Here is a 20,191-nt window from a genome sequence, read left to right as displayed (position 1 = left end):
GGGCCGGCGCGGGCTGTCGAACTCAGGAACTGAGGGTGATCGCCTGCACCTCGCCGAGGTGATTGAGCCCGACCGTGATCGTGGACTTCGCCTCGGCTGTGCCCGGCACCGTGACCACTCCGCGCAGCGGGGAGACCATCTCGAGGTCCGCCTCGGCGAGGGGACGGTCGAGCTGCTTCTCCGCCCGCCACCGGGCGAAGCGCTCCCGCCGCTCGTCACGGGGCTCGTCGAGGTCCATGTTCACCCCGAAGATCGCCTCGGCGACGGTGTCGTCGAAGTCGTTGACGAGGTTCGCTGCGGCCATCACGGTGTCGATCTGGGCTCGGCCTGCGGGGCAGCGGGGCACCGGCCCCGAGGTGGCCCGCCGTTCCAGCCTTATGCCGTGGTGTCCTGTGGCTGCCGCCCAGCCGAGGTCGAGCGCGTCTTGGACGACCCGCTGCGCCGGATAGTACGTGGTGTTGCCGAGGACGACGAGGCTCAGCCCCAGGTCGGGGAACCAGCGCATATGTGAGCCGTACCCGGGGTAGCCTCCGGAGTGACAGACGACGCGGCCCAAGCGCGTGTCCAAGCGAGTTTCGAGCCCATACCCGTAGCTGAGAGTCTCCGCGTGATAGTCGCTCGTCTGGATCTCCATGGTCCGTCGTGGCTGCTGGTCGTCGGTCAGTATCCGCGACAGGGACCCGGGAGCGTAGGAGTCCACGCGATCAAGGGCGTCGAGATGCGCGCCCATCCATGTGCCGATGTCGTTCACGGTGGAGATGATCCCGCCGATGGGGGAGAAGATCCCGGGCCCGGTGAGTTCGGCCGGGTGGAGGCCACCGCCCAGATCGACTCGGTGACCGGGCGCCAGGTCCGGGAAGTCGTTGTGGTCGAAACCGGTGCGAGTGAGTTTCAGGGGATCGACGATCTCCGCGGACACGAGTTCGGTGAACGCCCTGCCTGTGACCGCCTCGGCGACCATGCCGAGAAGCGCATAGCCGAGGTTCGAATACTCATAGCCGGTGTCGGCTGGGGCGCAGGCGATGGCGCCTCTGTGCAGCCATTCGGTGAGCTCGGCCGGAGTCATCGCCTCCATCCGGTCGGCCCACGGGTCGTCCTTCGTGAAACCGGTGCTCATCGTCAGGGCCTGCCGGCAGGTGCGGTCGGCGATGGCCGTGTCGGCCAACTCGGGGAGCAGGACAGAGAAGGGAGCGTCGAGATCGAGTCCGTCGGCGGCGAGGACCCCGATGGCCGCGGCCGTGAAGGACTTCGTCATCGAAGCGATCCGGTACGGAACGTCGGCGTTGACGGTTCGGGCAGGGCCGCCTCGGCGAAAGATTCCCCACGCCAGGGATCCACCCTGGTCGTCGAGCTGCTGTGCTTCGGCATCGAGAGCCGCAGACATCGCCTCGACATCGGGTTCGACGAATCCGGGTGTGCTCACAGGGCTGCTCCTTCGTGCCGATGTCAGGTCACCTTCACACTACCGTCAGCCGGTGACACAAGTGCGGGGCAGTCGGACGCGGAAGCGGTGCGGCCGAAGTCGTGTGTCACTGGGTGCGCCCCGCGGACAGGCACGGGTCGCGCCCTGCGGACAGGCACGGGGTGCGCCGCGCGGACGGACAGCTCTGTGTCAGTGCGAGGTCCTACAATGGTGATGGTTCGCACAATCCGGGTCCCGCATCGGCGCCGGCTCGGACATTGTGGCTGGTCACCAGCCTGACTGAAGGGATCCTTCGTGACATCGGTCAATCTCGGAATGCCCGCACCGCCGCCTCCCGTGCTCGCTCCGCGGAGGAAGACGAGGCAGATCAACGTCGGAAAAGTGGGCGTCGGGTCCGAATCCCCGGTGAGCGTGCAGTCGATGACGACGACGCAGACGACGGACATCAACGGCACCCTGCAGCAGATCGCCGAACTCACTGCCGCCGGCTGCGATATCGTGCGCGTGGCCTGTCCCACCGCCGACGACGCCGCGGCCCTGCCGATCATCGCCGGCAAATCCCAGATCCCCGTCATCGCCGACATCCACTTCCAACCCAAATACGTCTTCGCTGCCATCGACGCCGGCTGTGCGGGAGTGCGCGTCAACCCCGGAAACATCCGCAAGTTCGACGACCAGGTCAGAGAGATCTCGAAGGCCGCCGCCGAGGCGGGCGTGTCCATCCGCATCGGCGTCAACGCCGGCTCCCTCGACAGACGGCTGATGGACAAATACGGCAGAGCCACGCCCGAAGCGCTCGTCGAATCCGCCTTGTGGGAGGCGTCCCTGTTCGAAGAACACGGATTCTATGACTTCAAGATCTCCGTCAAACACCATGACCCGGTGATCATGGTCCGCGCCTACGAGCTGCTGGCCGAGCGCGGCGATTGGCCGTTGCATCTCGGCGTCACCGAGGCGGGGCCCGCCTTCCAGGGCACGATCAAATCCGCCACCGCCTTCGGACACCTGCTGGCCGAAGGCATCGGGGACACCATCCGCGTCTCCTTGTCAGCTCCTCCGGCCGAGGAGGTCAAGGTCGGCAACCAGATCCTCGAATCCCTCAACCTGCGGCCCCGGAAGCTCGAGATCGTCTCCTGCCCGTCCTGCGGGCGTGCGCAGGTCGACGTGTACACGCTCGCCGAACGCGTCACCGCCGGACTCGAAGGCATGGAGGTGCCGCTGCGGGTGGCCGTCATGGGGTGTGTGGTCAACGGCCCCGGTGAGGCCCGAGACGCCGATCTCGGTGTGGCCAGCGGCAACGGCAAGGGGCAGATCTTCGTCAAGGGCGAGGTCATCCGAACCGTGCCCGAATCCGAGATCGTCGAGACCCTCATCCACGAGGCCAACCGGATCGCCGAGGAGGCTGCGGGGCAGTCCTCCGGTGCTGCGTCGGGGCCGCCTGAAGTCACCGTCGGGTAGGTGCGATACCTTGTGAGGACGAACAGATACATGGTCCACCCATTGGCCCATGCTGATGGCTGAGAAAGAGTTCAGGGGCACATGGCGCTGAGGATCGCACGACTGGAACATCAGCACACCCGGTGGCTGACGGACCTGCTTGCGCGCAACCCCTGCGAGAACGTCTACCTCATCTCCCTGCTCGAAGTCACAGGTACGGCCCGCTTGGGCTCCCCGGCCGGCACGCTGTACGGAATCTTCGACGGTGACCGTCCCGTCGCCGCCTACTGGGTGGGCGGCAACATCATCCCGGTTGCGGCGACTCCGGCGACGAACGAGGTGCTTGCCCGCAAGCTCGATGCCGACGGGCGCGTGTCCTGCTCACTCATCGGCAACCGGTCGGTCATCCTCGACCTCCAGCAGCGACTCAATTGGGGGCGTCCGCGGGGAGTGCGCGAACGGCAGCCTCTGCTGGCCATCAGCTCCGACCCTCAGGTCACCCCCGACGAGCACGTGCATCGGGTGACCCTCGACGACCTGGGTGCGGTGTTTCCCGCCAGCGTCGACATGTTCACCAAAGAGGTCGGATTCTCACCGATTGAGGACGGCACCGCCGGATACCTCTCGCGGGTGCGCGGGATCATCCGAGGCAAGAACTGCTATGCCCGGATCTCTGCGACCCTGCCCCAAGGAGGCGCGGTGCCGAGGTGGCCGGCCGAAGAGCAGGACGAACAGGTGCTGTTCAAGGCCGATATCGGCATCCGTGCCCGCCGCATCGTCCAGGTCCAAGGGGTATGGGTCCATCCCGCGGTGCGCAATCAGGGGCTCGGGGCCGCGGGCATGGCCGCAGTCGTCCAGCGCACCCGTGACAAAGGCCATTCCACGGTGAGCCTGTATGCCAATGACTACAACGAGACGGCGCTGCGCATGTACGCCCGTGTCGGCTTCGAACAGGTCGGCACCTTCGCCACCATCATGTACTGACCTTTCGGGTGATGTCACCGACCGCTCGAGTTACCGTCGCTGTATCACGTTATGCGGTGAGCGGTCGGCGGTAACTTGAGCTCTCGGCGGGCGGGGACGATCCGCGGTGAGCTGTCGGCGGATCAGTCGCGGCGGTTGCGCGACCGGGGCTTGGCCAGATCGCCGAGGAACTTCTCCATCTCCCGGCGGTCCTTCTTCGTCGGACGCCCCAGCCCTTTGTCGCGTCGGGGCACGAAGCCGCGCAGCGCGGGATCGGGCGGGGGAGTGAGGTCCTCATAGCACTGTACGGCGATGGAGGCCTGCATCCGGGTGGGGATGAACCCGGTGATCTTCCAGATGAACTCGGACCCGGCCTTGCGCACCCGCACCTCTTGGCCGATCGTTACTTTCTGCGCGGCCTTGACCCGCTGACCGTCGACCTGCACATGTCCGCCACGACACGCCTGAGTGGCGAGGTTGCGGGTCTTGAACATCCGCGTCGTCCACAGCCATACGTCGACGCGCATGTGCTTGCCCGCATCTCGGTTGATCTCGGTCATCAGCGAAGACCGTCCGGAGAATTCGGGCCGGCAGGGCGGGTATCGGCAGTGTGCGTGACCGATGAGTGCACGCCGGCAGAGGCATCGTCGGGGGACTGGATCCGGGTGTCGGCACGCAGCGCCAGAGCCGACCGTCGGGTGAATGTCTGCGCCGGACGTCCTCGCCCCTGGCTGACGGCCTCCCCGGTGGGATCGAGCAGAGGCAGCATGGTGCGACGGAACGTATCGGCCTGCAGGCTCTCCCCGGCGACGATCTCATGGAGTTCGCGCAGCTGCCGCAGCGAGAACTCCTTCTCCAACAGCCCGAAAGGATCCGGGGTGCGCTCGTGAAAGGCCCGCAGGCGGTGCACGGCCACGCGCACGATCTCCTGATGTTCGGCACTGAGCTCATGAACGTCGTGGACGGGCACGAGCTTCCTGCTGTGGACGGGGGAGTCCGGGTGATCGGAATCCGACTCCGCAGACTCAGGGTCGGCGGCCTCGGGGAGGGCTGCCTCGGTGGGGGACGTCTGGGCTCCCTCGGTCGCAGCATCCGGCACGGCCGCCTCGGTGGGGGTGTCATCCTCGGCGAGCCCGACGTCGGCGGCGGAGAGCACATCGAGATGGGCCACGGAGATCACCCAGCCGCGATCATCACGGTCGGGCTGGTCGAACACGTGCAGCTGGACGGGGGCGCGGTCGACCAACCGGGCCTTCTCACGCAGACAGCGGGCGACGGCCTCGGCGAGGCGTTCCTGCGGACGCAGAATCGACCCGGGCAGCTGCCACACCCCGTCGCCGGGATGGGTCATGAGAACATGCAGGCCGCGGCCGGGCACGGGGCAGAGGACCGCGGTGTCGACCGCGACCGAGGGCCGCGGGAACTGCGTGAGTTGGCTGGGATCAGGCATGCTCTTCGTATCGTTCGGACTCGTCATTTCAGCGGGGACCGGGCGGGGCACCGGACGGCCCCGACCAGTGCTGGACTTCGGTGCTGCAGCCCCCAGTCTAATTCTCTTCCCCCAGGTGACGAATCCGCGCCCGTACCGATTCCCTCCGCTTCGCCCGCGTGCGATAGTGTTCGATCTGAGTCTTGACAAGTTGAGGAGATTTACCCATGGCCCTGCGCATGTCGTCCCTGTTCGTGCGAACCCAGAAGGAGGACCCGGTCGGCGCCGAGGTGGCCAGCCACAAACTGCTGCACCGTGCCGGATACATCCGCAGGTCGGCGCCGGGAATCTACACGTGGCTGCCGTTGGGCCTGGCCGTGCTGGGCAAGATCGAAGCGATCGTGCGCGAAGAGATGGCGCTCGCCGGCTCCCAGGAAGTCCACTTCCCGGGGCTGCTGCCCGCCGATCCGTACAAGAAGTCCGGCCGGTGGGAGGCCTTCGGGCCCGATCTCTTCCATGTCAAGGACCGCCGCGAGAACGACTACATCCTCGCGCCCACCCATGAGGAGGTCTTCACCCTCCTGGTCAAGGACCTCTACTCCTCGTACAAAGACCTGCCGCTGTCGATCTACCAGATCCAGACGAAGTACCGCGACGAAGCCCGCCCCCGCGCCGGCCTGCTGCGCGGACGCGAATTCATCATGAAGGACGCCTACTCCTTCGACATCGACGACGCCGGACTCGACGCCTCCTACGAGGCCATGCGCGTGGCCTACCTGCGGGCCTTCGCCCGCCTCGGCCTGCCGTGCCTGCCGGTCAAGGCGACCCCGGGCGCCATGGGCGGCTCCGGAACCGAAGAATTCATCTACCCCTCCGAGGTCGGCGAGGACACGTTCGTGAAGTCGCCTGGCGGATACGCCGCGAACGTCGAGGCCGTGACCTCGATTGTGCCCGAGGCGATTCCCTACTCGCAGTCGCCGGCCGCGCATGTCGAGGACACCCCGGACACCCCGACGATCGAGACCCTCGTGGCCGCGGCGAACGCATCGCACCCGCGCTCCGATCGCGAATGGACGGCCGCAGACACGCTGAAGAACGTCGTCTGCGCCGTCACCCACCCCGACGGCACACGCGAGATCATCGTCATCGGCCTGCCCGGTGACCGCGAAGTCGACCTCGACCGGGCCGCCGGCACCGGAATGCTCGGCGACGGTGAGGTCGACCTCGAGGCCGCGACCGCCGAGGATCTCGCCGCCCATCCGGAGCTCGTCAAGGGCTACATCGGACCCGGCAACTCCCTCGATGCGCCGGTGCTCGGCCTCGAATCTGCCTCGAAGATCCGCTACCTCCTCGACCCCCGCGTCGTCGACGGCACCCGCTGGATCACCGGCGCCAATGAGCCCGGCCGCCACGTCTTCGACCTCGTCGCCGGACGCGACTTCACCGCCGACGGCACCATCGAAGCCGCCCAGGTCGTCCTCGGCGATCCGGCGCCGGACGGCTCCGGTCCGCTGGAGCTGGCCCGCGGTGTCGAGATCGGTCAGATCTTCAAGCTCGGCCGCAAATACGCCGAATCCCTCGACCTCAAGGTGCTCGACCAGAACGGCAAGGCGACCACCGTGACCATGGGCTCCTACGGCCTCGGCGTCACCCGCGTCATGGCCTGCATCGCCGAGGAATACCATTCCGAGGACGGACTCCTGTGGCCGCAGCACCTGGCCCCGGCCGATGTGCACATCATCGTCGCCGGCAAGGGAGAGGAGATCGCCGCAGCCGCCGAGAAGATGACGACCGAACTCGAAGCCGAAGGTGTCAGCGTCCTGCTCGATGACCGCCACAAGGTCTCGCCCGGGTTCAAGTTCGCCGATGCCGAGCTCATCGGCATTCCCACCGTCATCGTCGCCGGCCGCGGTCTGGCCGACGGCGTCGTCGAGGTCCGCGACCGTCTGGCCGGGGAGAAGTCCGACCAGCCCGTCGCCGAGGTGGTCCCCGCCACCGTGGCACGGGTGCGTGAGGCGTATGCGAAGGCCGCAGCCGCAGCCGACGCGGCGGTCAGCGCCGACCAGAACGCCTGAGCCGCCTAGGTGTTCGACGCCCTCGCCGGAGGCATCGACGTCACCTGGACGATGCTCCTGTGGCTGCTCGCCGCGGGAGTCCTGGCCGGGTGGATCGATGCCGTCGTCGGCGGGGGCGGGCTGATCCAGCTGCCCGCGCTGCTGCTCGTGCCGGGGATGAGCCCCGTCCAGGCGGTCGCGACGAACAAGATCGGGTCGATTGCGGGCACGACCGCCTCGGCGATCACCTATCTGCGCACGATCACCCCGGACCGGTCCGCGACGATCCCGGCCGCGGCCTCGGCGTTCGTGGGCGCCGTGCTCGGGGCGAAGCTCGCGACCTTGGTGCCGGCTGAGGCGTTCACCCCGATCATCCTGGTCGCGCTCATCGGGGTCGGGATCTTCACCGTGCTCAACCCGAGCCTCGGGGCCGACGCCACCCTGCGATTCGGGGAAACGTCGAAACGCCACCATGCCCTGTCGTGGCTGATCGGGCTCGTCATCGGCATCTACGACGGGGTGCTCGGACCGGGCACGGGATCGTTCCTCGTCATCGCCTTCGTCTCGATCATCGGATTCTCATTCCTGCAGGCCTCGGCGACGGCGAAGGTCATCAACTGGGCGACGAACTTCGGAGCGCTCGTCTACTTCATCCCCGACGGCCAGGTCGTCTGGCTGCTGGGCGTGGTCGTGGCCATCGGCAACGTCACCGGCGGAATCTTCGGCGCCCGCACCGCGCTGGCGAGGGGCTCCGGGTTCGTCCGTGTCATCTTCGTCATCGTCGTCTCCGTGCTGATCCTCAAGCTCGGCTTCGACGTCATCGCCACCCTCATCCACTAATTGCTACCTGACGGCGGCTCAGCAACCTCGCGCGGGGTTGCTGAGCCGCCGTCAGGTAGCAAGTGGGGTCAGCCGATGGGTTTGAGGGCGTGGGCGTTGACTCCGGCGACATCGGCGCCGGACAGGGCGCGGGCCACCCACAGGGAACGAGCCGCATCGGCCAGGCTCGAATTCGACCCGCCGGAGGCTGCGCGCAGGTACCAGAACATGTTCGTGACCTCACGAGCCACGGTCGCACCCATCCCGTACTGCGGATCGACGCCGGCACACAGTGCCAGGTCCGTGGCGAAGCCGCGCAGCCACGCCGCCTGCGCCTGCGGATGATCCGAGGGGATCTCGGCCAGGCGGTTCCACAGGATCGGGGCCAAGGTGTACGCCGTCGGACCGGCCAAGGGCTGCGGATCGATGGCCTTCCATGTGGAGATGCCCGTCGGATCGGGATTGCCGGCGAGGATGTTGTAGTAGTGCAGATCGGCATGGATGAGCCAGCTCTCATCCGACGAGGCCAGGGTCTGCATCCAATTGCGGGCGAACGACAGCAGCAGGGAATCGTGCGGACCCGCCTCAGACCACCCGGTCAGCAGCGCGGCATCGGCATCGAACGAGTTCAGCCACCCGGCCACGACATCCTGGACGCGCAGGAACTCCGAGGTCGCCGGAATCTCCAGGGACCGCTGCAGGGCACCCCAGATCGGTGGCACATCGGCTAAGGGAAGCACCGAGAGATTGTCCTTCGTACGCAGCCGCTCCTGCAGAGTGACCCGGAAGCTGCGATCATCCCGGATGACCCGCACCGCCCCGTGCCCGTTCCACATCTTCAGCGCCCGCAGCACCTGCGCATGCGCTGCCGTATGCGCCGAGGTGGGAGCCGCGAACCGCAGCACCCCCTGATAGTTCTCCTGCGTGAGCACCGGAATCACCAAGGACTCGCACCCGGCCCATGGGGCGCCGGGCACATCGTCGAAGCGCAGCTTCCACCGGTCGAGGAGCTCATTGGCCATATAGTCGAGCGCCGCAACCCACGAATCGGTGCGGTATTCGCCGATGATCTCGCGCGTCGCACGGTAGAGAACCGGTGGAACCTTCACTTGTGCACCTCCGCCTGCCCGGGTTCGTCGTAGGTGAAACGCAGCGGCTGCGGATCGGCGAATGCCATCCGTGTCCGGGCCGATTCCCACAGCCGCAGAATCGCCGAGGCGTCCGCCTCCAACCAGGGCAGAAGTGCCGACGCGATGCCGTCCTCGAGGGAGAGTGCGAGGTCCTTCGCGGAGTCCGCGTCCGTCGGGGTGGGGTCGAGCTTCCACGCCGAGGCGGCCGGATCGGCCGTGTGCTCACCGAGGCGTTCGAGCATCTCCCCGGACAGAGCACCCAGGGATTCGAGCCGAGCCAGCGCAGCTGTGCGTTCGTGTGACTTCGAGTCGAAGTTCACGGCGAGCCGCTCATAGCCGTACGCGGCCGCCCGCGACTGGTTGAGGATCGCGTTGTACATGTCTGCCTGCCCCGCGGGCACTTCGCTTTCGGAGTCGTTCGTCCCAGCATCCGCGTCGGCCTTGCCGGTGGCGCTGGGCGACGCCGTCGACTCATCGCCGCGGTCCGAGCCGTCGAGCTCCTCACGCCCGGCGCGGATGAGTTCGGCGGCGGTGGTGATGATCTCCGGCTTCTTGGCCCCGGCGACCAGGGCCAGACCTGTGGCCACATCGGCCAAGACCGGAATGAGACCCGATCCCAGGGAAGTCGAGGCCTCGAACACGACGCGGGAGGCCACCTCGGCGGCTTGGACGAAGGTCCGTGCATCCTCGGTCGGGGGTGCCTCGGTGGCGAATTCTGTCGGCGGATTCCATTCGGGACCGATCGCCGCAGCGAATGCGGCGAGGTCCTCACCAGCGGTTTCGGGATCCCCTGCGCCGGGGGAGGCGGAGTCGAAGATGCGGGCGAGACGATCGCGCAGCTGCTGGGTGGCATCCAGCGTGGGGATCTCCGGATCCTGATCGAGTCGCAGGCCGCAGGCGGTGAGCAGGCCCAGGCTCAACCCGCCGACGCCGGCAGTCAGCAGGCCGCGGCGACTGACGGGAAAACGCATACGGCAATCCTATCGGATGCCCCGTCAACGCCGCGGGACGCCCGAACCAGGTCGAAGGCTTAACCTCGACGGCGCCTGTCGCTTAGGGTGGGTGAGAACACGGCGGTCGCACACGTGCACGGTGCGCCGGCCCCGCGCCCCGCCTCGGCGAGGGGAGAGGCCAGAGAAATGGAGGAGACATGGACGAAGACGTCGAGCGGATCAAGGGCCTGCTCGCCCCGCCCCTGCAGGATGCGGGATTCCACCTCGAGACCGTCAAAGCCGTCGCTGCCGGACCACGGCGCACGCTCACCGTCGTCGTCGACCTCGACGAATCGAGCACCGATCCGATGTCGATGGAGAAGATCGCCGAATCGACGAAGATCGTCGGCGACGCCCTCGATGAGGTCGAGATCTTCCGGGACAAGCCCTATCAGCTCGAGGTCACGAGCCCCGGTGCCACCCGGAAGCTCGAGACCCCCCGCCACTTCCGACGCGTCATCGGCCGGCGCCTGGAGATCACGACGAAGAAGGACACCTTCAAGCTCGACCTCGCCGAGGTGGGGGAGAGTTCGATCACGGGCACGGACCCCCAGCGCAAGGAGTCGAAGACGGTCGACCTCGGCGAGATCCGCAAGGCTCAGGTGGAACTGAAGTTCCGCTGAGGCGAACCTCACGCTCCGCCGGCGGCGAGGTCGCCCCAGCACGGACAGAGTGCGGGCGCGGACTGGGATAGACTGTTACGCCTGCATAAGTGAACACAGACAATTCAATGCTCGGTTGAGCGAGAGAGGATTTAGACATGGACATCGACCTCAATGTTCTGCGCGTGATCGAACGAGAGCGTGAGATTCCGCTGGAAACCCTCATCGAGCTCATCGAACAGGCGCTCTTCCTCGCCTACCAGAAGACCGAAGGAGCCTGGCCCGACGCCCGTGCCGAACTCGACAAGTCCACCGGTGAGGTGCGCATCCTCGCCGTGGAGTTCGACAACGACGACAACCCGATCGGCGAGTTCGACGACACTCCCACCGGCTTCGGCCGCATCGCCGCCCAGACCGCCCGACAGGTCATCCACCAGCGGCTGCGCGATGTCGAGGACGAGACCCTGCTCGGCACGTTCAAGGGCCGCGAGGGCGAGATCGTCTCGGGCATCATCCAGCAGGGCCGGGACCCGCAGATGGTCCAGGTCGACATCGGCGACGTCGAGGCGGTGCTGCCCCCGCACGAACAGGTCCCCGGCGAGACCTACGCCCACGGCACCAGACTGCGCGTCTACATCGCCGATGTGCACAAGGGCACGAAGGGCACCTCGGTCACCGTCTCCCGCACCCACCCGAACCTCGTGCGCCGACTCTTCGCCCATGAGGCCCCGGAGATCGCCGACGGCACCGTCGAGATCGTGTCCCTGGCCCGCGAGGCCGGCCACCGGACGAAGCTCGCCGTGCGCGCCACGAAGCCGGGAGTCAACGCGAAGGGATCGTGCATCGGCGAGCTCGGCTCACGTGTGCGCGCGGTGATGAACGAACTCGGCCAGGAGAAGATCGACATCGTCGACTACTCCGACGACCCGGCGAAGTTCATCGCCCACGCGCTGTCCCCGGCCAAGGCCAGGAGCGTCGAGATCCTCGACGCCGCCGCGCAGGAATCCCGTGCCGTCGTCCCCCTCGACCAGCTGTCCCTGGCGATCGGCAAGGAAGGGCAGAACGCCCGCCTGGCGGCCAAGCTCACCGGTTGGAAGATCGACATCGTCGCAGGCGAGTAGCCTTTCGCAGTGATCGGCACCACTGGCCCCCCTTGGCGCGAGCGGGGGTGCCGGTGCTGTAGAATCATTCATTGTGAATGTTGGTGATGGACCCGTAAGGACGTGCATCGCCTGTAGGCAGAGGGCCGGTCGGGACGAGCTGACGCGCTTCGTGTTCCGCCCCGATCAGCATCCCGCCGTCGTCCACGACGTGTCAGCGACACTGCCGGGACGTGGTGCGTGGGTGCACCCCGATGAGAAGTGCCTGAACAGGGCCCTGACCACTGCCGCCTTCGCTCGATCCTTTCGAACGAAGATCACCGCCTCGGACCTCCCGAGGCCGGACACCGAACCCAAAGAGAACGGGTAGCCGAATGGATGACAAGTTGTGAGTGTCGCACGATGACACCCAGACGGAATTCGAGAGAGCAGTGAAATGAGTACTGCTCTTCATTGATGAGGTTCTTTCCTGACCGGGAAAGAACCCGGACAGGAGAACTGTGGCAAAGCCCCGTGTCCATGAGCTCGCGAAAGAGCTCGGCACAACAAGTAAGAACGTCCTCGAAAAGCTCCAGGACATGGGCGAATTCGTTCGCTCCGCCTCTTCGACGCTCGAAGCGCCCGTCGTGCGCCGCGTGAAGGAGGCATTCGCCGAATCCGCTTCCGCCGACGGTGGGAAGTCGACCGGCGCGAAGAAGGCCACCAAGCCGGCCGCGAAGCCCGGAGCCCCGAAGCCCGGTGCGAAACCCGCACCCAAGCCCACCGCGAAGTCGGCTGCCAAGCCGGATGCTGCGAAGTCTGCCGGCTCGGCGAAATCGGCCCCCGCCGAGGATGCCGCCCCCGCTGCGAAGTCCGCACCGAAGCCCGGCGCCAAGCCGGCCGCTCCGAAGGCCGATCCGACCGAGGCTCCCGCGGCCAAGCCGGCTGCCTCCTCGGCGCCGAAGCCCGGCGCCCCGAAGCCGTCTGCCGCGCCCAAGCCCGGCGCCCCGAAGCCCGGAGCACCCAAGCCGGGTGCGGCGAAGCCCGGCGGCCGCGGTGCCGGACGTCCCGGCAACAACCCCTTCGCCTCCTCGCAGGGAATGCCGAAGCCCGGCCGCGGACCCAAGTCCGGCGGTCGCTCCGGCGGTCAGGGCGGCCAAGGCGGTCAGGGAGGCCAGGGCGGCCGCCCCGGCAACAACCCGTTCGCCCCCTCGCAGGGAATGCCGAAGCCCGGTCAGAAGCAGCGCTCCGGCGGTGACGAGACCTCCGGCGGCCCGCGTCCGGCACCACGCCCGGGCGCACCTCGCCCGAACCCGTCGATGCTGAAGAACTCGGCGCTGAACAAGCCCGCTCCCGGCCGCGGTCGCGGCGGCGGACGCGGAAATGCGCCCGGCGGTGCACCCGGTGCACCGGGCGGCGCTCCCGGCGGTCCTCGTCGCGGACCCGGCGGCGGTCCAGGTGGTCGTGGTTCAGGTCGCGGTCGCGGAAGCACACAGGGTGCATTCGGCCGCGGCGGCGGTCCCCGTCAGAAGGGACGCAAGTCGAAGCGGGCGAAGCGCGCAGAGCTCGAGCAGATGCAGGCTCCGTCGGTCGGTGGCGTCACCGTTCCGCGCGGAGACGGCAACACTCCGCTGCGTCTGCGTCGCGGCTCCTCGCTGGCCGACTTCGCCGAGAAGATCAACACCGATCCGACGAACCTCGTGACCGTGCTCTTCCACCTCGGTGAGATGGCCACGATCACCCAGTCCCTCGACGAGGCGACCTTCGAGGTCCTCGGCGAAGAGCTCGGCTACAAGATCGAGATCGTCTCGCCCGAAGACGAAGACCGTGAGCTGCTGGAGACCTTCGACATCGACCTCGACGCCGAAGCCGCAGAAGAAGACGATGAAGACCTGCAGGCACGTCCGCCGGTCATCACCGTCATGGGTCACGTCGACCACGGTAAGACCAAGCTGCTCGATGCGATCCGCTCGGCCAATGTCGCTTCCCGCGAGGCCGGCGGAATCACCCAGCACATCGGTGCCTACCAGGTCGAGGTCGACCACGAGGGCCAGGAGCGCAAGCTCACCTTCCTCGACACCCCCGGTCACGAGGCGTTCACCGCCATGCGTGCCCGTGGTGCGAAGTCGACGGACCTCGCGATCCTCGTGGTCGCCGCCGATGACGGCGTGATGCCGCAGACGATCGAAGCTCTCAATCACGCTCAGGCGGCCGACGTGCCGATCGTCGTGGCCGTGAACAAGGTCGACAAGGACGGCGCCAACCCCGCCAAGGTCATGCAGCAGCTGACCGAGTACAACCTCGTGGCCGAGGAATACGGCGGCGAGACCATGTTCGTGCCGATCTCCGCGCTCAAGCGCGAGGGCATCGACCAGCTGCTCGAGTCCGTGCTGCTGACGACCGATGCTGCGCTGGACCTGCGGGCGAACCCCGACAAGTCCGCTCGCGGCATCGCGATCGAAGCCAAGCTGGACAAGGGCCGCGGTGCGGTTGCCACCGTCCTCGTCGAGTCGGGCACCCTGCGTCAGGGCGACGCCATCGTCTGCGGCACCGCCTACGGACGTGTACGTGCGATGTTCGATGAGAACGGCAACGTCGTCGAGGAGGCCGGACCCTCCCGCCCCGTGCAGGTGCTCGGTCTGTCGTCCGTCCCGCGTGCCGGTGATTCGTTCATCTCCACCGACGACGATCGCACGGCCCGTCAGATCGCTGAGAAGCGTGACGCCATCGAGCGCAACGCCGCTCAGGCTCGCGGTCGCAAGCGCATCAGCCTCGAAGACTTCACGAAGGCTCTGGCCGAGGGCAAGGTCGACATGCTCAACCTCATCCTCAAGGGTGACGTCTCCGGTGCCGTCGAAGCACTCGAGGATTCGCTGCTCAAGATCGATGTGGGCGACGACGTCGACCTGCGGATCATCCACCGCGGCGTCGGTGCGATCACGGAGAACGACATCAACCTGGCCACGGTCGACAACGCGATCGTCCTCGGCTTCAACGTCCGTCCGGAAGCGAAGGCTCGCGACCTGGCCGACCGCGAAGGCGTCGACGTCCGCTACTACTCGGTCATCTACCAGGCGATCGACGACATCGAGTCCTCGCTCAAGGGCATGCTCAAGCCCGAGTACGAAGAGGTCCAGACCGGTACTGCGGAGATCCGCGAGGTCTTCCGCTCGTCGAAGTTCGGCAACATCGCCGGTTCGATCGTCCGCGACGGCCTCATCAAGCGGAACTCGACCGCTCGCGTCACCCGCGACGGAATCGTCATCGGCGACAACGTCCACATCGAATCGCTGCGCCGGTTCAAGGACGATGCGACCGAGGTCCGCGAGGGCTACGAGTGCGGTATCGGACTCGGCAAGTTCAACGACCTGCGCGTCGGCGATATCATCGAGACCTTCGAGATGCAGGAGAAGCCGCGCGACTGATCGGTCGCCGCGCGAGTCACATCCGCCTGATCGGAGCGCAGCAGCGCACCCGAGGAGACGGATGGGACTGACACCGTGAGTCGACGGCTCCGGTCGGCCCCCGAACGGGGACCGGCCGGAGCCGGTTCGATTCCACCGCTAATATAGGGCCGGAAGAGTTGTTCCGGCCCCGAACAGAAGGACACGTACCATGGCAGACTCGACACGGGCCCGCAAGATCGCCGACCAGATCAAGGTCATCGTCGCCAGCACCATCGAGCGCAAGCTCAAGGACCCCCGCCTCGGCTTCGTCACCGTCACCGATGTGCGCGTGACCGGCGATCTGCAGCACGCCACCATCTTCTACACCGTCTACGGCGACGACCAGGACCTCGTCGGCACCGGTCATGCCCTCGAGTCCGCCAAGGGGTTCATCCGCTCCGAGGTCGGCAAGGGACTGACGATCCGTCTGACCCCGAGTCTCGAATTCATCGCCGATGCCGTCCCCGAGGCGGCCGCCCGTCTCGACGGACTGCTCGCTCAGGCCGCCGCCGACGATGCCCGCGTGGCCGGGCTGGCCAAGAACGCGCAGCATGCAGGTGAATCCGACCCGTACAAGAAGACCGACGACGCCGACGAGGAGTGATCGCTGCATCCGGCTGGCCAGATCATCGCTCCTGGTCATCGGGGGAGAGCGGCAGAACGTCGGCCGAGGGTCGGATTTGAGCTTCGTCACGTCGCGAAAAAAGTTCTCGTAACAGTTTTGTTATCTTTCCGAGATGTCGTAGACTTTTTGCGGTAACGAAATGATTACGACTCTGTTAAGGGAATTCTGCATTGGGTAAGCACTCCTCACCGAAGCCGTCGTTCGCGAAGCAGCTGATCCGGGACCTGGCTCCCGGCAAGCGCCCCGCCGGCCGACGCGCAGCGAATGCGCCGTCCTCGGCGACTTCCGTGCTGGCGACTGTCAAGCAGCGTCCCGTCGTCGCCGCGATCGCCGTCCCGGCAGCCGCGACCGCCGCCGTCGTCGGTTCGACCGTCGTCATGGGACCGCCCGAGTCCGGCAACGTCACCACCGAGGCAGCATCGACGACTCCGGAGGAGTCGACCACTGCCTCGACCCCGAGCCAGAAGGAACTCGACGCCGAACGCAAGAAGGCCGGCGAAGAGTACCTGGAGAAGGTCAAGGACGACCCGAAGTACAAGAACAAGACCTCGAAGACCGACCTCGAGGTCAAGGCTCCGCCGAAGCCCGAGCCGACCGCCGAATCCTCGGCCGCTGAGAAGAAGAGCGACGATTCGTCCTCCGCTGAGAAGTCGGGCGATGAGAAGTCCTCCGGCGGCGGCACCTCCTCGGACACCTCGGCTCCGCCCTGTAGCGTGTCGTCGTCGATCGAGTCCGGTCTGCTGCCGAACGCCGTCAACGGCTACCGTGCCGTCTGCGCGAAGTTCCCCGAGGTCAAGACCTTCGGCGGGCGTCGACCCGGCACCGGTTCGGACCACAACACCGGAGAAGCCGTCGACATCATGATCACCGGCTCCACCGGCGACCGCATCGCCGATTACCTCATCCAGAACCAGGGCGCCCTCAACGTCAAGTACGTCATCTGGAAGCAGCGCATCTGGATGCCCGGACAGGGCTGGAAGGGCATGGAGGACCGCGGAGACGCGACCGCCAACCACTTCGACCACGTGCACGCGTCCTTCAACTGATCGTCGGACCCAGTGAGCGATTCTTCCCCACAGGGCGTCCTCGTCTGCGACAAGCCGCAGGGGCTGAGCTCCCACGGTGTGGTCTCCCGCATCCGCCGCTGGTTCGGGACGAAGAAGGTCGGCCACGCCGGTACTCTCGACCCGATGGCCACGGGCGTGCTCGTCCTCGGCCTCGGCCGCGGCACCAAGCTGCTCACCTATATCACCGGAGTCTCGAAGACCTATTTCGCCACCATCCGTCTGGGGTCGTCGACCCCGACCGATGATGCGGATTCCGACCCCGATCGCTTCGCCGACCCGGCCGACCTCGCTCGTGTCGACACCGCGGCCATCGAAGCCGCCGTGGCCAGGCTGCGCGGCCCCATCGACCAGGTGCCCAGCGCCGTCTCGGCGATCAAGGTCGACGGCAAGCGCTCCTACGCTCGCGTCCGCGCCGGCGAGGACGTCGAACTCAAGGCCCGTCGCGTCGAGGTCTCGGAATTCCAGATCATCGACCTCCGCTTCGCCGCGGAAGAAGGGCACATCGACGTCGATGTCGAAGTCGACTGTTCGTCCGGGACGTATGTGCGCGCCCTGGCCCGCGATATCGGCACCGACCTCGGCGTCTTCGGCCACCTCACCGCGCTCAGGCGGACGCGCGTCGGCGATTTCCACATCGACCAGGCCGTGACCCTGCCCGAGGACCTCGACGTTCCCGCGCCCGCTCTCATCTCCCTCGCCGAGGCGGCCCGCACCCTGCTGCCGGTCGTCACCGTCGACGCCGGTCGGGCCAGGGCGCTCATGCAGGGGAAGACTGTTCCTGCCGGCGACTGGCATGCCGACCCCGCCCCCGACGCTGTTGGCCGGGCCGCCGCCGACACCGGCGGCTCAGAGAACCGCGAAGTGGCCGTCGTCTGCGACGATGCGCTCGTCTCCGTGGCCGAAGTTCGTCGCAGCGGCGGGCTGAAGTCACTGACCGCCTTCGCCATCGACCTCGCCTGAACGGGACCCGGCTGATCCACTGAAACAACGAACAATGTTGTATTGGATGAATACAATCAAAATGCTTGTATCTTTCGGTGTCATCTGATCTACTTGTCCTATGTTCGTCTTGACCATCGACCAGCAGGACTCGCGCTCACACGCCGACGCGGTGCCCCGAATCCTCGAGGTGCTCTCGCCGATCGAGGCGATCGTCCCCTTCGCCCGCACCATCGGTGACGAGGTCCAAGGGGTTCTCGACGACCCTGATGCCGTCGCCGAGGCGGTCCGCCGCATCGGCATCGACGCCGGCTGGCATATCGGGATCGGAATCGGCGAGGTCGAACGGCCCCTGCCCGAGACCACCACCGAGGGCAGGGGAGCGGCGTTCTACGCCGCCCGTCAAGCGGTCGAGGCGGCGAAGTCCGCACCTGCAAACCTCGTCGTGAGTGCCGACCCGGACAGTGACCATCGCGGCCTGGCGGAGGCGGCCCTGCGCCTTCTCATCAGCACGCTGACCGAGCTGCGCAGCCACTCCCGCGGCTACGTCGGATACCGCCTCGACCACCCCGACGCGACTCAGGCCGAGATCGCCGCGGAGTTCGACGTCTCCCAGCAGGCCGTCTCCCGCGTGCTGTCGGCCGGTCCCGCCGACATCGTCTCCGGCGCCGAACACCTGGCTCGGCATCACCTCGACCGCCTCCAACGAGGCCTGTCGGAAGGTGCCGCACATGTGGACTGAGGTGCTCGTCGCCATCGCCGCCGCCCTCGTCGCGGCGCTCATCGGCTGGCCGCTCGTGCCGCTCCTCCTTCGCCTGACCCATTCGGGTCCGGGAGCCAAACCCGAACGGACCGGGGCCGAGGATGTCGAAGTCCTGCGCGGCGGACTGTGGATCGGCATCGTCGAGCGTGCACTCATCGCCGGAGCCATCGTGCTCGGACGGCCCGAACTCATGGCCGTGGTCATCGCGGTCAAAGGACTCGGTCGCTTCGCGGAGATCAAATCCTCGGCGGCAGCGGGGGAGCGGTTCATCATCGGCACGTTCGTCTCCATCGCCCTGGCCTCCCTCCTCGGCGTCATCGGCTGGGCGATCGTGGCCTGACCAGGGTCTCCCGAGTCTTCCCCGCCTCGGCGAGGTCCGGGTTAGGAGGCGGAAGATGTCTGCGATAATCTGAATCGGTGCACGGAAGGAGCGAATGTCTGGTGGAGCTGTATCACGGACTCGGTGAGGTCGAGGTCGACGCTGTCGGCACCGTCGTCACCCTCGGCAACTTCGACGGCGTGCACCGCGGACACCAGACGGTCCTTGCCGCCGTCGCCGCCCTGGCCAGGCAGGATGGCCTGCGCTCGATCGCGATGACCTTCGACCCGCACCCGCGCACGGTCCACCGCCCCGATGACCCGACCGTGATGATCACCTCGACCCGGCAGCGCGCCGAGCTCATCGCCGCCACCGGAATCGACGGCCTCCTCATCCAGCCCTACGACCTCGACTTCGCCGCCCAGTCGGCCGAGGAGTTCGTGCGCAGATATTTCGTCGAAGCCCTGCGCGCGAAGATCGTCGTCGTCGGCGACGACGTCCGCTTCGGGCGTGACAACGAAGGCACGATCGAGACCCTGCGCAGCCTCGGCGAGAAATTCGGCTTCCGAACCGAGACGATCGACGAGGTCGGGCGCGGGGGCCGGTATTCGTCCTCCCGGATCCGGGAACAGCTCACCGCCGGTGATGTCGCCGAGGTGGCCGATCAGCTCGGCCGCTACCATGCACTTCACGGCACCGTCGTCCACGGTGATGCCCGCGGACGCGATCTCGGCTTCCCGACGGCGAACCTCTCCGAGAATCCCGACGGGCTCGTCCCCGCCGACGGCGTCTATGCCGGATGGGCGACGTTCAACGGTGAGGACCAAGCGTACCCGGCAGCGATCTCCGTCGGCACGAACCCGACCTTCCAGGGGCAGGTCCGACGGGTCGAGGCGTACGTGCTCGACAAGGAATTCGGCGAATTCGACGTCTACGACCGTGAGATGACTCTCGAATTCGTCTCCCGCATCCGCGGGCAGGTCGCGTTCACCGGGATGGACGACCTCGTCGTGCAGATGCATGAGGACATCGCCGATGTGCGCGAAGTCCTGCATACCTGATAAGCTGATCTCTGCCGTTTTCACCGGCCGCGGTCCCATAGTG

Annotated in this window: 19 protein-coding genes; 14 read left to right on the top strand and 5 right to left on the bottom strand. The window is 67.0% G+C overall.

Going from position 1 to position 20,191, the window contains the following annotated elements; translation table 11 throughout:
• Positions 1 to 22: 22 nt before the first annotated feature.
• Positions 23 to 1,423, bottom strand: a complete 1,401-nt coding sequence (locus HF684_RS12065) for a serine hydrolase domain-containing protein (protein WP_169252666.1) — start codon at positions 1,421 to 1,423, stop codon at positions 23 to 25.
• 294 nt (positions 1,424 to 1,717) lie between these two features.
• Between HF684_RS12065 and ispG the strand changes: the two genes are divergently transcribed.
• On the top strand, positions 1,718 to 2,881 hold the full coding sequence (gene ispG, locus HF684_RS12060; protein WP_169252665.1) for a flavodoxin-dependent (E)-4-hydroxy-3-methylbut-2-enyl-diphosphate synthase: 1,164 nt from the start codon (positions 1,718 to 1,720) through the stop codon (positions 2,879 to 2,881).
• 81 nt (positions 2,882 to 2,962) lie between these two features.
• Positions 2,963 to 3,844, top strand: a complete 882-nt coding sequence (locus tag HF684_RS12055) for a DUF4081 domain-containing GNAT family N-acetyltransferase (protein WP_169252664.1) — start codon at positions 2,963 to 2,965, stop codon at positions 3,842 to 3,844.
• Positions 3,845 to 3,966: 122 nt separating this feature from the next.
• Here the strand turns inward: HF684_RS12055 and HF684_RS12050 are convergent, their stop codons facing one another.
• Together HF684_RS12050 and HF684_RS12045 are read right to left on the bottom strand one after the other, a co-directional pair.
• Positions 3,967 to 4,383 carry an RNA-binding S4 domain-containing protein gene (locus HF684_RS12050; RefSeq protein WP_169252663.1) on the bottom strand — a complete coding sequence of 139 codons (417 nt, stop codon included), beginning with the start codon at positions 4,381 to 4,383 and terminating at the stop codon, positions 3,967 to 3,969.
• Complete coding sequence (locus HF684_RS12045) at positions 4,383 to 5,273, bottom strand: NUDIX hydrolase (RefSeq protein ID WP_248278915.1); 891 nt, start codon at positions 5,271 to 5,273, stop codon at positions 4,383 to 4,385. Before HF684_RS12045 ends, HF684_RS12050 begins: the two co-directional genes overlap by 1 nt.
• A gap of 206 nt (positions 5,274 to 5,479) precedes the next feature.
• Here HF684_RS12045 and HF684_RS12040 point away from each other — a divergent pair, with 206 nt between their 5' ends.
• Together HF684_RS12040 and HF684_RS12035 are read left to right on the top strand one after the other, a co-directional pair.
• Positions 5,480 to 7,327 (top strand): proline--tRNA ligase, encoded by a 1,848-nt coding sequence (locus HF684_RS12040; RefSeq protein ID WP_169252662.1) that lies wholly within the window; start codon positions 5,480 to 5,482, stop codon positions 7,325 to 7,327.
• 51 nt (positions 7,328 to 7,378) lie between these two features.
• The gene (locus HF684_RS12035) at positions 7,379 to 8,146 is read left to right on the top strand and encodes a TSUP family transporter (RefSeq protein WP_169253897.1); all 768 of its coding nucleotides are present in this window, start codon (positions 7,379 to 7,381) and stop codon (positions 8,144 to 8,146) included.
• A 68-nt stretch (positions 8,147 to 8,214) separates the two neighbouring features.
• Here HF684_RS12035 and HF684_RS12030 read toward each other — a convergent pair whose 3' ends face one another.
• Together HF684_RS12030 and HF684_RS12025 are read right to left on the bottom strand one after the other, a co-directional pair.
• Positions 8,215 to 9,234: an aminoglycoside phosphotransferase family protein gene (locus tag HF684_RS12030; RefSeq protein ID WP_169252661.1), complete on the bottom strand. Its 1,020-nt coding sequence runs from the start codon at positions 9,232 to 9,234 to the stop codon at positions 8,215 to 8,217.
• Positions 9,231 to 10,226 (bottom strand): hypothetical protein, encoded by a 996-nt coding sequence (locus HF684_RS12025; RefSeq protein ID WP_169252660.1) that lies wholly within the window; start codon positions 10,224 to 10,226, stop codon positions 9,231 to 9,233. The genes HF684_RS12030 and HF684_RS12025 overlap by 4 nt, the downstream gene beginning before the upstream one ends.
• Positions 10,227 to 10,405: 179 nt before the next feature.
• Here HF684_RS12025 and HF684_RS12020 point away from each other — a divergent pair, with 179 nt between their 5' ends.
• From HF684_RS12020 to HF684_RS11975, 10 genes are all read left to right on the top strand, one after another.
• On the top strand, positions 10,406 to 10,870 hold the full coding sequence (locus HF684_RS12020; protein WP_169252659.1) for a ribosome assembly cofactor RimP: 465 nt from the start codon (positions 10,406 to 10,408) through the stop codon (positions 10,868 to 10,870).
• Positions 10,871 to 11,007: 137 nt separating this feature from the next.
• The gene (gene nusA, locus HF684_RS12015; RefSeq protein WP_169252658.1) at positions 11,008 to 11,970 is read left to right on the top strand and encodes a transcription termination factor NusA; all 963 of its coding nucleotides are present in this window, start codon (positions 11,008 to 11,010) and stop codon (positions 11,968 to 11,970) included.
• 73 nt (positions 11,971 to 12,043) lie between these two features.
• Positions 12,044 to 12,319 (top strand): YlxR family protein, encoded by a 276-nt coding sequence (locus HF684_RS12010; RefSeq protein ID WP_101553794.1) that lies wholly within the window; start codon positions 12,044 to 12,046, stop codon positions 12,317 to 12,319.
• A gap of 130 nt (positions 12,320 to 12,449) precedes the next feature.
• Positions 12,450 to 15,353 carry a translation initiation factor IF-2 gene (infB, locus tag HF684_RS12005; protein WP_169252657.1) on the top strand — a complete coding sequence of 968 codons (2,904 nt, stop codon included), beginning with the start codon at positions 12,450 to 12,452 and terminating at the stop codon, positions 15,351 to 15,353.
• A gap of 190 nt (positions 15,354 to 15,543) precedes the next feature.
• Complete coding sequence (gene rbfA, locus HF684_RS12000) at positions 15,544 to 15,978, top strand: 30S ribosome-binding factor RbfA (RefSeq protein ID WP_169252656.1); 435 nt, start codon at positions 15,544 to 15,546, stop codon at positions 15,976 to 15,978.
• 191 nt (positions 15,979 to 16,169) lie between these two features.
• The gene (locus tag HF684_RS11995; protein WP_169252655.1) at positions 16,170 to 17,045 is read left to right on the top strand and encodes a ligand-binding protein SH3; all 876 of its coding nucleotides are present in this window, start codon (positions 16,170 to 16,172) and stop codon (positions 17,043 to 17,045) included.
• A gap of 12 nt (positions 17,046 to 17,057) precedes the next feature.
• A complete protein-coding gene (truB, locus tag HF684_RS11990; protein WP_169252654.1) occupies positions 17,058 to 18,026 on the top strand; it encodes a tRNA pseudouridine(55) synthase TruB in 969 nt (322 codons plus the stop codon).
• A 100-nt stretch (positions 18,027 to 18,126) separates the two neighbouring features.
• Positions 18,127 to 18,747, top strand: a complete 621-nt coding sequence (locus tag HF684_RS11985) for a hypothetical protein (protein WP_169252653.1) — start codon at positions 18,127 to 18,129, stop codon at positions 18,745 to 18,747.
• Entirely contained in the window at positions 18,737 to 19,108 is a 372-nt protein-coding gene (locus HF684_RS11980; RefSeq protein ID WP_169252652.1) for a hypothetical protein, read from the top strand. Before HF684_RS11985 ends, HF684_RS11980 begins: the two co-directional genes overlap by 11 nt.
• Before the next feature lie 101 nt (positions 19,109 to 19,209).
• Positions 19,210 to 20,148: a bifunctional riboflavin kinase/FAD synthetase gene (locus HF684_RS11975; RefSeq protein WP_169252651.1), complete on the top strand. Its 939-nt coding sequence runs from the start codon at positions 19,210 to 19,212 to the stop codon at positions 20,146 to 20,148.
• Positions 20,149 to 20,191: the final 43 nt, after the last annotated feature.

The sequence above is a fragment of the Brevibacterium sp. 'Marine' genome (genome assembly GCF_012844365.1).
GTDB lineage: Bacteria > Actinomycetota > Actinomycetes > Actinomycetales > Brevibacteriaceae > Brevibacterium.
The sequence above is the reverse complement of the archived record's forward strand: the minus strand, read 5'-3'. Positions and strand labels throughout refer to the sequence as shown.